Below are 14546 nucleotides of genomic sequence, written 5' to 3' on the forward strand. Positions count from 1 at the left end.
ATCGATGCGGAGCGGGCGGCTTACCGGCCTGCGTCGCCGGTATCCCATGCGATCCGGTCGAACAGCGCGCGCAGCTTCGCGCCGCGCGCCGCGTTCAGCGCGGCGGCATGGGCGACGCGTCCGGCGAGATGCGCGCGGAAATCCGGATGCGCGCGTCGATTCTGCGAAGCCGGACCGCGCCGGATGCAGTTGGTCAGGGTGGCCTTCAGGAGATCGAACTCATCGCGCGCCAGGTTCGGGTGACGGTTGACGACCACGCCGGCCAGTTGCTGCCGCGACCCGCGCCGCATCACGCGCGTCTTGCGCAGGTGCAGCGCGAAGCCCTCCTCGAGCGCGATCGCGGCAACCCTGATTTGCAGGCGCTCGACGTTGCGCGCCAGCGCGCCGCCGCCCGAGAACGCGAGATCGTCCGCATAGCGCGTGTAGGTCGCATCGAGCGAACGCGCGAGCGCGGCGAGCCGCATGTCGAACCGGAACGCGCACAGGTTCGCGAGCGCCGGCGACGTCGGCGCGCCCTGCGGCAGATGCCGTTCGCGATAGCGCTGGCGGCCGATCCAGTCGAACCGGTCGCGCAGGTCCCGCGCGAGCAGCCGCGCCGACGGTACGCGGTTCGTGCACAACCCGGTGAGCGTGCGGGCGACTTCGACCGGATACCCGAGCGTCACGAACAGCGCATGGACGCGCGAGGCGCGCACCGACACGAAGAAATCCGCCAGGTCGAAGCGCACGACGACGTCGCGATCGGCATGCGGCGCCGCGAACGACACGATCCCGTGCCCCTTGCGAAAACCGTGTACGGCACCGTGCGGCGCAATGCGGTCGAGCAGCCCGTGCAGGATGCGGCGCTGCGCTTCGCGCAGCTTTCCCTTCGGGATCTCGACCAGCCGGGTTCCGCCGCTGCGCTTGTCGACCGCGACGTACGTGTAGTGATGCAGCGGTGTCGCGCTGCTGCGCGCGTCGACGCGCCAGTGATCGGACAGCCAGTCGAGTTCCGGCGCGCTCACGCCGAGCCAGCCGGCGAGATCGCCGGGTGTCGCCCATTGCGGCACGTCGCAACCGGCGAGCGGCGCAGGCAACGGCCGCTGGACCGGCGGCCGCCGCACCACGCGAATCACGACCGGCCGAGGTTCGCCGTACCACGCGCGCACGAATCCGGGCGCCTCGGCCACGACGTCCGCAAGCACATCGATGTCGGCGCCGGCCCAGTGCGCGCCGAAGCGCGCGAGCGATGCATCCGCGACTTCATGCGCCCATGCCGGCGCGTCGCCGAGCACGGCCGCCATCCGCGCGATGACGCCGCCTCGCTCGGGCGGGCCGGCGAGCATCGCCTCGGCAATCGTGCGGGTGGTATCGCGCAGGGATGCGTGCATGGCCAGGAATGGGCGGGACGATGAGTCAACGTGGCTGGTGCTGCGAGGGGATACGTTACGCAACGCGCAACCGGTCCCCTTGCGACGCATCGGTGTGTCGATCTGATCCACGGGGTAGCCCCGTGGTCCTGGAACATCGGCTGCCTGTTCCGGGCGTGTGCTTGACCCACCGGCCCGCGTCGCGACTGTAATCGGCGCGCACGCCAGGTGTCAAATCGGGCGGGACGGCATTCGATGCGCGGCGGGCCGCGCGTATCGCCGGCCCGTGCCCGGCATCCCCTTAACGCGCTTGCACGCCCCGGGCGAACAGCGCGCTGTACGCGATCGGCGCCACGCCGATGCCGGCCATGCCGCTCAGCATCGTCGCCCAGGTCGCGTCGGCCACGCTGACCGGAAACGACCGCACGCGATTGGCGAGCAGCCAGAAAGTCCGCGTCATGCCGTCGCTCATCGCGACTTCGTACCCGCTTCCCGCCGGCCAGTAGCCGACCGGCGGCAGCGCCACCGGCGCGTCGCGGCCGCCCCTGAACGCGCTGGCGGCGATCGCGAACTTGCTGTCGAGCGGCATGGCCCGGCGCGGTACGCAGTCCTGCGAATCCTGTTTCGGGAACGCCGGGCTCGTTTCGAGCCAGCGGCGATAGAACGCCTCGGCGTCGAGATGGACGACGAAACGCTCCACCCCGCCCGGCTCGGCCGCCAGATAGCAGTCGACCTGGCCGGGTACGGGCACGCGCCAGATCGCGCGCTTCGCGCTCAGGTCGACCAGTTCGCATGCCGTCGGCCGGAGCGAGAGGGTTGAAGCGGGTCCGGACTCGCGCAGGTCGCGTGCGCGGTCGAGTCCGTTACGAAGACGTGTCAGCATGGGCCCTCTCTTTCTCTCTCGATTTGTTCGAATGAGTCGGGGTGCGTGACGCGATCCGCGCCGTCGCCGCCGGTTCGCCCGGCTCCCCCGACGCTCCCGACCGGATCGGGAACCCGCGCAGTGTATCGCCTTTCGATGACGGGACGACAGGGCATGCCGCCCGCCCCGGTGGGCGCGGATCACGCGCCGTGTCAAACGGAAACCCGCTTCGACCCGGGCTTTTCAGCGTCGTGGGCACTGTCCGCCGCAGCGCATCAAAACCCCGCGGATCGTGGAACGCGCCCCGCGCTGCGGCCGCTACGATCAGCCCGCCCCGACCATCAGGCATCGGCCCGACGGGTGCCGCTCTTCCAGACTTCCAGAAGCAGCTGCTCGCATGCGGCGGCGTCCGTTGCCCGGCGGCTGCGCCGGGCATGAATCCGACCGCAGGGGGCCGGCGGGATCAGCGGTCGAGCAAACGCCCCAGCCGCATCATCGTGACGTTCACGCCGAGATGGCGCATCGACGGCTGCACGATCACGCAGTTGTCGTACGGCGTGACGATCACGTCATCGCCGTCGCGCGCGATCTCGGTACCGGCTTTCTCGATCACCTCGAGCCCCGTGAACGGCTGCGAGAACCGGAAATCCATCGAGCGCGCGACGACCGGCTCCGTGATCTCGATGAACTTCTGCCGCACCGGCGCGGCTTGCGTGAGGAACGCCGCGACGTCGTCGCGTGCGACGACGCCTGCATGCAGCAGGAAACGCGCGGCGCTGTCGAGCGCGACGTCGCGCGCGCTCGCGGCGAAGTGCTGGCCCGTCTCGATCAGCAGCGCATTCTTCGCGCTCGCCGGATCGCCGAAGCCGCCGTAGTCGCGCAGCCGCGTGCCGTTCGCATGGCCGCGATCGACGATCACGTGCTCGGGCGTGCCGATCGCCGCTGCCAGCGCGATCGCCTTGTCGAGCGGACCCGTCATCATCAGCGGCGCCGATGCTTCGTGCATCGAATGAATGTCGAGCAACAGGTCGACCGTATCGAGCAGCGGCCGCATCGCGCGCGCGCGGGCCAGCTCGCGGCTGTCACGCGTGCCGTCGAGCGCGGCCGGCGTCCACACGCGGTTCATGTCCTCATCGAGATAGCGCGTCGCGTCGGCATTCTCCGCGCTGAAATGCTCGTACGCGCCGACGTTGCCGAAACCGAGCGACAGCCGGCCCGCGACCGGCCGCAGGCCGGCGGCCAGCAGCGCATCCACCGCGATCGCGCCGCTGACTTCGTTGCCGTGCGTGAGCGCGAGGATCATCACGTGCTTGCCGGGCTTGCCGCTGTCGAACGTATGCAGGTAATCGATGCCCGCGTTGCCCGCACGCCAGCGCGAGATGTCGGGGAACGCCACTTCGATCGGATAGGCCGGCAACGCGGCGCGGATGGCTTCAAGCGTAGTCATGTCGAAAGGATTCGTCAGGGTTCGGGAAAGGCACGGCCGGCACATGCCGGCCGCGCCCGAATCGGGTTCGTGTCGGGTCGGTCACGCCTCGGTCGCGCGCGTCGACGGTGCGGAACCGGCCGCTGCACCGCGCATCCGGCGGCCGAGCGAGATCACCGACGTGATGCCGAGCACGGCCGTCGCCATCACGTAGAAGCTCGGCGCCAGCTTGTTGTGCGTCGCATCGATCAGCCAGGTGACGATCAGCGGCGCGAAGCCGCCGAACAGCGTCACCGAGAAGTTGTACGACAGCGCGAGGCCCGTGCCGCGCGTGCTGGTCGGGAAGATGTCGGCGAGCAGCGCCGGCAACGGTGCGAGGCTCACCGCGATCAGCAGCCCGACGAGCGCCTGCACCGCGAGCAGCGTTTCGACGGTCGGATAGCGGTTCAGCGCGACGAACAGCGGCCACGTCGTGACGCCGACCAGGATCAGCGCGACCAGCATCACGCGGATGCGGCCGAAGCGATCCGACAGGTGCCCGACGACCGGCGCCGCGACCATCAGCATCGCGCCCGTGACGACCGCGCCGAGATACGACGACGTGGCCGGGATATGCAGCTGCTTGACCGCATACGTCGGCATGTACAGCTTGTGCACGTAATTGAAGGCCGTGGCCGTCGCGACGACGCCCGCGCCGAGCAGCATGTTCGCGCGATCGCGGACGAACACGTCGCGCAGCGGCGACTTCGCGCGACCTTGCTCGCCGAGCCGGCGGAAATCGACCGGTTCGTCGATGTTGCGGCGGATGTACAGGCCGACCGGGCCGATCAGCAGCCCGACCGAAAACGCGACGCGCCAGCCCCACGCATGCAGCTGATCGGCCGTCAGCAGCAGGCTCAGCAGCGCGGACACGCCGGCCGCGAGCACGGTCGCGAGCCCCTGCGTCGACATCTGCCAGCTCGCGAAGAAGCCGCGCCGCTTCGCGTCGGCCTGCTCGACCATGAACGCGGTCGCCGCGCCGAATTCGCCGCCGGTCGAAAAGCCCTGCAGCATCCGCGCGACGATGATCACGAGCGGCGAGGCGATGCCGATCTGCGCATACGTCGGTGCGAACGCGATCATCGCGGTGCCGACCATCATCAGCCCGATCGACACCGTGAGCGATGCCTTGCGGCCCGCGCGGTCCGCATAGCTGCCGAGCACGATCGAGCCGAGCGGACGCGTGATGAACGAAATGCCGAACGTGCCGACCGACAGCAGCAGCGAAGTCGCCGCGTCGTGGGTCGGGAAAAACAGCTGGCCGATGACGATCGCGAAGTAACCGTAAATCAGCAGATCGTAGAACTCCAGCGCGTTGCCGATGCTCGCGGCGCAGATCTCGCGCCACGGGTTGTGCGGGGCCGGCGTCGCGGCGTGCGTGTTGCGGGTCATCCCTGTGCTCCTCCGGTAAATGCTGGCCGTCAGGATTTTGAAAGACGGCGCGCGGCGATTGCCGGCGGCCGTTCGGGCCAGTCAAGCGCGGAGTGTAGGCAACGCGGTGCGCGCGTTCGTGCCGTTTCGGCACGCAAGCGTGCTGATCGGCGCACCGCGTGCGCCGCCCGGTTCGGGCGGCCGGCTCAGGCGGCCGGGGCGCCGTCGTCGTCGCGTGACGGTGCGGTGCGCCAGATCGCGTCGAGCACCGGGTGCGGTTCGTTCCGGCGGCGGTACAGCGCGATGTCGAAGCCGATCTGCCAGTCGGCGCCGCCGACGATCGCGAGCTCGCCGCGCCGGACGTCGTCCGCGACGAGCCGTTGCGGCAGCCATGCGAGGCCGAGCCCGCGCCGCGCCATTGCGAGGATCGCTTCGTACGAGTCGGCCTGGTACACGGGCCGCAGTGTCGGGCGGTTCGGCATTTCGGCGAGATGCCGCGCGAGCACCGCGCGCAGCGTCAGCGTGCGCGCGAACGCGAGCCACGGCACCGGCGCCTGCCCGGCCGGCAGCCGGTAGCGCGCGCTGCCGCGCGCATCGAGTGCGCTGACGGGCACCAGCACCTCGCGCGCGACGGACAGCCAGTCGAAGCGGTCGCGATCGATCAGCAACCGCGTGTGCGGGCTCGAATAGACGATCAGCATGTCGGCTTCGCCGGCCGTGAGCTGCAGGATCGCTTCCTCCGCGCTGCCGGTCGAGACGGTCGCCGTGAAAAAGCCCGCGCGCGCAACCGTCTCGTCGTACCAGTCGGGGAAGAAGGTGGCCGACAACGTGCGGCCGGTCGCGATCCGCAGGTTGTTCTCCAGCACCGGCGACGCTTCCTGCAGTTGCGTGCGTGCGCCGTGCAGGATGTCGAGCGCATTCGATGCCGCATCGAGGAAGACGGTGCCGGCCGCCGTCAGCTCGAGCGGCTTCGTGCGCGCGATCAGCCGCGTGCCGACCCATTCCTCGAGCGAACGGATGCGGCGGCCGAACGCCGGATGCGTGACGAAGCGGTTTTCCGCTGCGCGCGTGAAGCTGCGCGTGCGGGCCAGTTCGACGAAGTCTTCGAGCCATTTCAGTTGCATGGCGTGGCTCCGGGGCAGGTATGCGACGGGATGCCGGGCAGCGCCGCGCGAGCGCGACGCTCCGGCCGGCGTTCCCGGTTCGATCGACGGCGACAAGTCATGTGCATGGGGTCGACATCACCCCGTCGTCACGACGCGCACGCGCGGCGAATCGAGCCGCACGCTCAACCAGCGTTCGATTCGCTGGCGATCCGCGCGCGCCAGCGGCTTCGCGGTCGACACGACGAAGGTCACGAACGGTTCCGCGTCCGGCGTGCTCGCGCCGGCGTCCCATCCGTCGGTCGCGCCGTACAGGATCTCGCGGATCTGCGGATACTGCGTGCGCAGCTCGCGCGCGACGCGCGACAGTTCGGCCTGCTGCGCCGCACGGCCATCGATTTCGTGCTGCAGGCGCGCGATCGTCCGGTCTTTCGCGTCCATTTGAGTGCGCGTCGCGTCGTTCGCGGCGATCAGGTCCTGCGCGATGCTCGCCTTCAGCGACGACGCGAGCGAGCCCGTGTCGATCCGTTCGTCGCCCGCCTGCTGCACGACAAGCCGGCTGTTCTGCAGGCCGTAGGCCGGCAGCTTGTCCGCAAGCCGGTCGAGTTTCGCCTGGTCGACCCGCTGGCCGACCAGCGTCGCCTCGATCACGCGGCCGCGCGGATCGACGCGCTTGCTCGCGACCACCGACAGCGGCAGCGACAGCTCGGCCTTGATGAACTGCTCGGCGCGCGCGTTGAACACTTCCTGCGTGACGAGCCGGTACGCGAGGATCACGCTCGGCACGGCCGTCAGCACGACCGCCGCGAGCACGACGCGCCGCACGCGGCGCTGCAGCGTTTCGTCGACCGGCGCGACCGGCTTCGCGCGGATCACCCACGTCACCACCAGCGTCGCGAACGCGATGAATACCGAGTTGATCGAGAACAGGTAGAACGCGCCGGCGAAATACGCGAGGCTGCCGTGCGCGAGGCCGTAACCGGCCGTGCACAGCGGCGGCATCAGCGCGGTCGCGATCGCGACGCCGGGGATCACGTTGGTCTTTTCGCTGCGGGTCGCGCCGATCATCCCGACGAGGCCGCCGAACAGCGCGATCAGCACGTCCCAGATGCTCGGCGACGTGCGCGCGAGCAGTTCGGAGTGTTCGCCCGTCAGCGGGCTCAGCGAGAAATACAGCGCCGACGTCGCGAGGCTGATCAGCGTCGCGATCGCCAACGTCTTCAGCGACCGGCGGATCAGCGCGAAATCGTAGATGCCGATCCCGTAGCCGAGCCCCATGATCGGCCCCATCAGCGGGGAAATCAGCATCGCGCCGATGATGACCGCGGTGGAGTTCACGTCGAGGCCGATCGACGCGACGAAGATCGCGGAGATCAGGATCCACAGGTTCGTGCCACGCAGCCCGACGCCGCTGCGGATGTCCTGGTCGATCGTTTCGCGGTCGGCCTGGCCTTCGCGCAGGCTGAAGTACTGGCGAAACGTGGCACGCAGGCGGGTCAGCGGGCGGGAAGCTGAGGTCGTCATGGTTGTTGTCGGGTTCGGGTGCCGGGGGCGACGGGATTGCGGCGGCCATGCGTCGCGCGGTGCGCATGGCCGATGCCCCGCGCACCGCGGAGAAAGCATCGCATAGGGGCCGCGTTCGCACAATTCTTCGGGGCGGCCCGTTCGGCGTCGTGGCGGCGTTACGGAAGCGGTGGCGCGCCGTGCAGGACCGTGCGCAACGCCGCGTCGAACGGCGTCGCATGGTCGATGCCGAGCGCGCGCAGGCGCGACGCGTCGAGATGGCAATCGTACGGGCGCGGCGTCGCGTCGGCCGGCTGGTCGATCGGCGTGAGCGATGCGTCGACGCCGAACGCGGCAGCGATGCGCTGCGCGATGTCGTGCTTCGTCATCGGCTCCTCGCCCGACCAGTGACGGATGCCCGTGACGGATTCGCCCGCGAGATGGCGCAGCGTCAGGTCGCGGATGACCTTCGCGACGTCCGGCGTGTAGGTCGGGTAGCGGATCGCCCACGCGTCCATGCCGACCGCTTGCGCACCCGGACGGGCGGATGCCACGGTCGCCGGGACGAGGCTCGTGACCGCCGATTCGCTCCAGTCGGCGATCGGACCGAAGAGCAACGGCAAGCGCAGCACGCAGGAGAGCGACGATGCCGCGAGGAGTGCCGCCTCGCCTTCCAGCTTGGTGCGGCCGTAGATGTTCAGCGGGTTCGGCGCGGCGTCTTCCGTGTACGGGGCGGCCTTGCCGTCGAAGACGTAGTCGGTCGAGATGCCGAGCGTCCATGCGCCGTATCGGGCGGCCAGCGCGCCGACGCGGGCCGGTGCGTCGACGTTGATCGCGCGAGCAGCGGCCGGGTCACGTTCGCAGACGTCCGGGCGGCGTTCGGCGGCGCAGAGGATGACGGCGGCCGGTTGGCGGGTTTCGAAGAGCTGTTCGAGGGCCGGTTGATCGAGGACGTCGAGCTCTGCGATGTTTTCCGGTGGCAATGCCAGAAGTTTCGCGCCTGCGCTTTGCGGGTTCCGGATCGTTGCAAGCAGCGTCAGCGACGACTCGCTGGCCAGCGATGCGGCAACCGCGCGGCCAAGGAGGCCGGAAGCGCCGATGAGGAGGATGGTGGGAAGTTCGGTCGACGGAGTTGGGCTTGGCATGAGCGGCGATTCGGGTGTCGTGGGGCAGCGCGAGGTCGCGATCCACGTTCGAAGGTCCGGCTCGACGTTCGAACGATGAACGTGCCGAGGATAGCCGAGTTTGGCAGCGCACACATCTGCGCGACAGACACGAAGCGTTGCGGCCGACGCGCGTCATGCTCGCCGCTTCAGTCGAATCCGCATGCCACGCGTCATCGATCCCCCAAAATGCAGCGCGCGGTACACATCCGTGCACCGCGCGAGTCACACCGGACAGCAACTTCGCCCTGCCTTACTTCCGATCCACCGAATACCGCCCCGGCCCGGTCAGCGCGAGCAACAGCAACCCGCCGATGATGCTCACGTTCTTGTAGAAGTTGATCGTCGCCATGTACTGCTCCATCCCTTGCAGCGCCCAGTAGCGATGGCCGATCAGCGCGGTCGCGAGCGTATAGGCGGCAACCACCAGCGCGAGCGGACGCGTATAGAAACCGATCGCGATCAGCGCGCCGCCGGCCAGCTCGACCGCCACCGCGATCGTGGCCGCCAGTTCGGGCGCCGGGTTCCCCGTCGACGCCATGTACGCGACCGTGCCCGAGAAGCCGTTCAGCTTCTGCCAGCCGAACAGCACGAACAGGATCATCATCAGCACGCGAGCCGCCAGCAACAGCTCGTCCTTCTTCGACTCCAGCGAAACGTAACGCATAGCAATCACCCTTGAATTGACGGTTTGATGCGGCCGTTGCCGAGGCACGCCGGAGCGGCGCACGTGGCCGGCAACGGACCACTCCTCGCTCGATCGGATCGCTGGCCGATACCGCGGCCAGCTTGCCGAAGAATCCGTCCGGTCGCGCCGCTCGCGGCGCGCTTCGAATCGGTTCTGGCGAAGCACGGGTGCAGTCTACTGTCTCACCGGAAATCATCAATCCGTCAAAACATGATTCGCTGTCTCAATTTAGTGGACAATTGGGTGCAACAAGGGCTTTGTGACGCGTCACGGCGTGCATGACGGCACGACAGGCTGCGACGCCGGGCTGCGCACGCGGCCCGGACGGCGCGTGCGCTACACGTTCTCCACGACGATGCCGGCGCGCCGTCGACACCGCCCGACGCGCCCCACCGCCCATTACGCCGCGATCCGCCGGCGGAAATGCTCGGTTCCCGCGACGATCTTGTCGAGCACCGCGTCGAGCGCCCAGAATCGCTCGCGCACGTCGTAGTCGATCGCACGGCACCTGATCGACCCGAACGTCCCGATCCGCTGATGGTAAATCTTCGCGAGCGCCGGGTAGCCGAGTGCCTCCGACACCGCCGATACGACCAGGAACGTCGACAGTTCATCGGCCAGCGCCGGATTCGTGTCGCCTTGCGTGCGCAACCACCGGTAGAGATCCGGGTGGAAGTTGGTGAACACGCCGTTGAAGCCGGCGGATCCGGCCTTCATCGCATCCCACGCAATCGCGGCGTTCGCGTTCAGGATCTTCAGCGGCGATCCCGCGGCGAGCGCAACACGCCGCTTCACCGTGTCGAGATCGCAGCTCACGTCCTTGAGCATCACGAACCGGCCCGTGTCGATGCATGCACGCAGTTCGTCATCCGAAAGAAGCCGCCGGTAAGGGGCCGGACATTCATACAGGCCGAGCGGGAGATCCGACGGCAGTCGCGCGAGCAGCCGGTGCAGATGGTCGAGCAATGCGGCGCTGCCCTTGCGCTGCGGATCGAGGCGGTTGGTCACGAGCACGACGCCCTGCGCGCCCGATTCGGCCGCCGCGCACAGCTCGGCGACCTGCGCATCGAGATCGTCGCTGATGTGCCCGGACGCGACGACGGGCACGCGTCCGGCCACCCGATCGACCACGAAGCGCGCGAGTTCCGCGCGTTCGGCCAGGCTCAGGAACTGCATCTCGCTCGATTGCGCGACCGCGAACAACGCATCCGAGCCGTGCGCCAGATACCATTCGATGAGCCGCTCGAGCCCGGCGTAGTCGATCGCGCCGGCGTCGTCGAACGGCGTCAGCATCACCGGCACGATCCCCTCGATGGTCACGTTCGATTGCTGCGGGTGTTGCATCTGTTTCTCCTTGCTTCAGTGAATGCGGGGAGCAGACCGCGGCTCACGCCGGTAACGGTCCGGGCGCGGCGTTCGCGGCCTGCTCGGGAATCGGCTTGCGTACCAGCAGCAGATAGGCCATTGCACCGGCGAACGCGATCGCCGCGGCCGTCAGCAGCGCCGGCACGAACGACCACTTCTGCGCAATGATGCCCGTCAGGATCGGCGCAAGCGCGCCGCCGATGAAGCCGCCGAAATTCTGGATCGCACCGAGCGACGCGACACGGCTGGGCGGCGCGGCTGCCGTCGCGAGCGCCCACGAGCAGGCCGACGCCGCGTTCGCGAGAAAGATCACGACCGAAATGCACGCGAGCGCAACCGTGTTGCTTTGCACGAGCGCGGCCGGGATCGTGAAGGCGACCATTCCGAGCATCGCGACCACCACCGCGTTGCGCCGGCTCACGACCGGCGAACGGCTGCGGCGCGTGACCAGGTCCGACAGCCAGCCGGCGACCAGCGAACCGACGAACCCGCACAGGAACGGCACCGACGCGGCGAATCCGGTGCGGATCAGGCTCATGTGCCGCTCCATCGTCAGGTAGCCCGGCAGCCAGGTCAGGTAGACCCAGTTCAGGTACACGGAGCCGAAGAAGCCGATCAGCATCCCCCAGGTCGTGCCGTGCGAGAACAGGCTGCGCCATTCGGCGAACGTCAGTTTCGGCGCCGCGGCCACGCTTTGCGCGTCGGCATCGAGATAGCCGCGCTCGGCGGCGGACAGTTGCGCGCGCACCGGATCGCGATACAGCGCGAACCAGACGACCGCGACGACGAGACCGAGCGCCCCCGTCACGATGAACGCCCAGCGCCAGTCGAACGACACCACGAGAATCGACAGCAGCAACGGCGCAAGCGCGGTGCCGAGCGGCGATGCTGCGTTGAAAATGCCGGTCGGCGTGCCGCGCGCGCGCAGCGGAAACCAGTTGCTGACCACGCGCGCGGCCGACGGGAACTGTGGCGCCTCGCCGATGCCGAGCACGATGCGCGCGACGATGAACCAGCCGAAGGTCGACACGATGCCGCCCGCCGCCTGCGCGAACGACCAGACGATCAGCCCGATGCCGAGCAGCCGGCGCGGGCCGATGCGGTCGACCAGCCCGCCGACCGGGAACTGGCACAGCGCATAGCTCCACGAGAACGCGGACAGCAGCAGCCCCATCTGTGCGAGCGACAGGCCGAGATCGCCACGGATCGCCGAGCTCGCGACGGCCAGCGTGCCGCGATCGAGGTAGTTGACGATCCCGCTCGCCATCAACAGCGCGAGCGCGATGCGTTGGCCGCGCCGGATGCGTGGCGGCGCGAGCGGAACAGGTTGGTTTTCGTTCATGTCGGTTGTCTCCATGTCACTGGTATCGGCCGGTTCCGGCCGTTCCGTCGTGTGCGGAATTCAGGTCTCCATACGCATGACTTCGTCGCGCGTCGGGATCGAGGTCTGTGCGCCGTAGCGCGTGACGCTGATGGCGGCCGCGCGCTGGCCGAAGCCGATCGCGTCGTCCATCGACGCGCCGCCTGCGCGGGCCGCCGCGAACCCGCCGACGAACGTGTCGCCGGCCGCGGTCGTATCGACGGCCACCACCTTCATCGCCCGATGACGGCCGTTCCCTGCACTGCCGCGCCAGCAGACGCCGCGCGCGCCGAGCGTGACCAGCACGTTGGCGACGCCCTTCGCGCACAGCGCGTCGGCAGCGCGCACGGCCGACGCGTCGTCGCCGACGGCGATACCGGTCAGCGACTCGGCTTCCGTTTCGTTGACGACGAGGTAGTCGACCCGTGCCAGCAATGCGTCGAACAGCGGCTGCGCGGGCGCCGGATTGAGCAGCACCGGCGTGTGGTGCGCACCGGCACAGGCCATCGCGCGCACGACGGTGGCAACCGGCACTTCGAGCTGGCACACGAGCAGCGCCGCCCCCGCGATCGCTTCGCGCGCCGCGTCGATCCGGTCGGCATCGAGGCACGCATTCGCCCCGGGCACGACGACGATGCTGTTCGCGCCGCCGTCGTCGACCGTGATCGTCGCCACGCCGGTCGCCGTGCCGCCGATCCGATGCAGATGCGTCACGTCGATGCGCTCCGCCGCCAGCGCGCCGTGCAGGCGCGCACCGAACGCGTCGTCGCCAACGCAGCCGATCATCGCGACCGATGCGCCCAGGCGTGCGGCCGCGACCGCCTGGTTCGCCCCCTTGCCGCCATGCACGGTCTGGAATGCCGTGCCAAGCAGCGTTTCGCCCGGCACCGGCAGGCGCGGCGCGCGCGTGACGAGGTCGATGTTGACGCTGCCGACGACGGCGATACGCGGTGAAGTGGTCTCGCTCATGCCCGAATGTAACCGCTTACATTTGTGGCCGACAAAATGGCCGAAAAGGCCGTCGTCTCGGAAAATTTCGCAATGCGGGTGAGATCCATGTCTGACATAATACGAAGCAGCTGGAAGATAGCGCTTACATTCTCACAGGATCGAATGAGGATGCAAGCGGGACCATCATGAATCGAGGGTAAACAATGACGCGACTGGCAACGCACGGCGCAGGCAGGCCCACCGCGCCGGAAGACAGCCAATGAGCACGCCCCCGTCCCGCGGTGGCGCGTCGCGGGCGCGCCGCGGCAGCGGCCGTTCGGTGCTCGGCGATGTCGCGAAACTGGCCGGCGTGTCGACCGCGACCGTCTCGCGCGTGTACAACGACCCCGGCAAGGTGTCGGCCGACGTGCAGCAGCGCGTGCGCGACGCGGCGCGCACCTTGAACTGGATTCCGAATGCGGCCGGCCGCGCACTCGCGTCGACGCGCACGCACATCACCGGCGCGATCATTCCGACGCTCGACGACCAGGTGTTCGCGTCGCAGGTCGCGGGCATGCAGACGGTCATGGCCGAACACGGCATCACGCTGTTCCTCGGCTGCTCGAACTACGATCCCGCGCAGGCGCTGGCGCAGGTGCGCGCGATGCTGTCGCGCGGCGTGGAAGCCGTGTCGCTGGTCGGCGAAGCGTATCCGCCGGAATTGTTCGAACTCCTGGCGATGCATCGCGTGCCGTACGTCGTCACCTATGCGTATCGCGACGACAGCCCGCACTGCTGCATCGGCTTCGACAACCGCGCGGCGTTCGCGCGGCTCACCACGCACCTGCTCGACCTTGGCCACCGCGATTTCGCGATCATCATGCAGCCGTCGGCGGACAACGACCGCGTACAAGCCCGCCTGCGCGGCATTCACGACACGCTGGCCACGCAGGGCCTCGCGGTGCGCCCCATGCATCAGCACGAAGGCGCGGCAACGATCGCGTTCGGGCGAGCAAGCCTGCGCGCGATCGCCGGCAGCGACGCGGCGACGCGGCCGACGGCCGTGATCTGCGGCAACGACGCGCTCGCGCTCGGTGCCTTGCTCGAAGCGCAGGCGCTCGGCATCGACGTGCCCGCGCAACTGTCGATCACGGGGTTCGACGACATCGCGCTCGCACGCGAGATCCAGCCGCCGCTGACGACGATGTGGGTCGACACCGACGCGATCGGGCGCCAGGCCGCGCATGCGTTGCTCGACGCGCTCGAGAACGGCGCCACGGGGCCCGGCAGTGCCGTGCTGCCCGAGTTGCGCGCGCGGGAATCCGCCGCGCCGCCGGCGCAGGTGCGTGCCGTGCGCAAGACATGAAGCACCGCCGGGCGGCGGCGC

The 14546-nt window shown here is 69.0% G+C and carries 12 protein-coding genes; 1 reads left to right on the forward strand and 11 read right to left on the reverse strand.

From position 1 onward, the window contains the following. Window positions 1–20 precede the first annotated feature (20 nt). The 11 genes from HWX87_RS08115 to rbsK all read right to left on the reverse strand — a co-directional run bounded on the left by HWX87_RS08115 (window position 21) and on the right by rbsK (window position 13198). Window positions 21–1370, reverse strand: coding sequence for a reverse transcriptase family protein (locus HWX87_RS08115; RefSeq protein ID WP_244137633.1), 1350 nt, complete (start codon window positions 1368–1370; stop codon window positions 21–23). Between the two features lie 280 nt (window positions 1371–1650). Then, on the reverse strand, window positions 1651–2232 hold the full coding sequence (locus tag HWX87_RS08120) for an Osa protein (protein ID WP_176046643.1): 582 nt from the start codon (window positions 2230–2232) through the stop codon (window positions 1651–1653). A 442-nt stretch (window positions 2233–2674) separates the two neighbouring features. Beyond that, window positions 2675–3658: a succinylglutamate desuccinylase/aspartoacylase family protein gene (locus tag HWX87_RS08125; RefSeq protein WP_176046644.1), complete on the reverse strand. Its 984-nt coding sequence runs from the start codon at window positions 3656–3658 to the stop codon at window positions 2675–2677. A gap of 81 nt (window positions 3659–3739) precedes the next feature. Then, complete coding sequence (locus HWX87_RS08130) at window positions 3740–5068, reverse strand: MFS transporter (protein ID WP_176046645.1); 1329 nt, start codon at window positions 5066–5068, stop codon at window positions 3740–3742. A 185-nt stretch (window positions 5069–5253) separates the two neighbouring features. Further along, window positions 5254–6171 (reverse strand): LysR substrate-binding domain-containing protein, encoded by a 918-nt coding sequence (locus HWX87_RS08135; RefSeq protein WP_176046646.1) that lies wholly within the window; start codon window positions 6169–6171, stop codon window positions 5254–5256. 117 nt (window positions 6172–6288) lie between these two features. Continuing rightward, a complete protein-coding gene (locus HWX87_RS08140; RefSeq protein ID WP_176046647.1) occupies window positions 6289–7674 on the reverse strand; it encodes a DUF389 domain-containing protein in 1386 nt (461 codons plus the stop codon). A gap of 158 nt (window positions 7675–7832) precedes the next feature. After that, a complete protein-coding gene (locus HWX87_RS08145) occupies window positions 7833–8798 on the reverse strand; it encodes an SDR family oxidoreductase (protein WP_176046648.1) in 966 nt (321 codons plus the stop codon). 271 nt (window positions 8799–9069) lie between these two features. Next, window positions 9070–9483 (reverse strand): DoxX family protein, encoded by a 414-nt coding sequence (locus HWX87_RS08150; protein ID WP_176046649.1) that lies wholly within the window; start codon window positions 9481–9483, stop codon window positions 9070–9072. Window positions 9484–9903: 420 nt separating this feature from the next. Further along, window positions 9904–10848 carry a dihydrodipicolinate synthase family protein gene (locus tag HWX87_RS08155; protein WP_176046650.1) on the reverse strand — a complete coding sequence of 315 codons (945 nt, stop codon included), beginning with the start codon at window positions 10846–10848 and terminating at the stop codon, window positions 9904–9906. A 43-nt stretch (window positions 10849–10891) separates the two neighbouring features. Beyond that, a complete protein-coding gene (locus HWX87_RS08160) occupies window positions 10892–12211 on the reverse strand; it encodes an MFS transporter (RefSeq protein WP_176046651.1) in 1320 nt (439 codons plus the stop codon). A gap of 60 nt (window positions 12212–12271) precedes the next feature. After that, window positions 12272–13198 (reverse strand): ribokinase, encoded by a 927-nt coding sequence (gene rbsK, locus HWX87_RS08165; protein ID WP_176046652.1) that lies wholly within the window; start codon window positions 13196–13198, stop codon window positions 12272–12274. Window positions 13199–13439: 241 nt separating this feature from the next. Between rbsK and HWX87_RS08170 the strand changes: the two genes are divergently transcribed. Beyond that, window positions 13440–14525: a LacI family DNA-binding transcriptional regulator gene (locus HWX87_RS08170; protein ID WP_176046653.1), complete on the forward strand. Its 1086-nt coding sequence runs from the start codon at window positions 13440–13442 to the stop codon at window positions 14523–14525. The last annotated feature ends 21 nt before the right edge of the window (window positions 14526–14546 follow it).

Source organism: Burkholderia sp. BCC1644 (assembly GCF_902833225.1).
Taxonomy (GTDB): Bacteria; Pseudomonadota; Gammaproteobacteria; order Burkholderiales; family Burkholderiaceae; genus Burkholderia.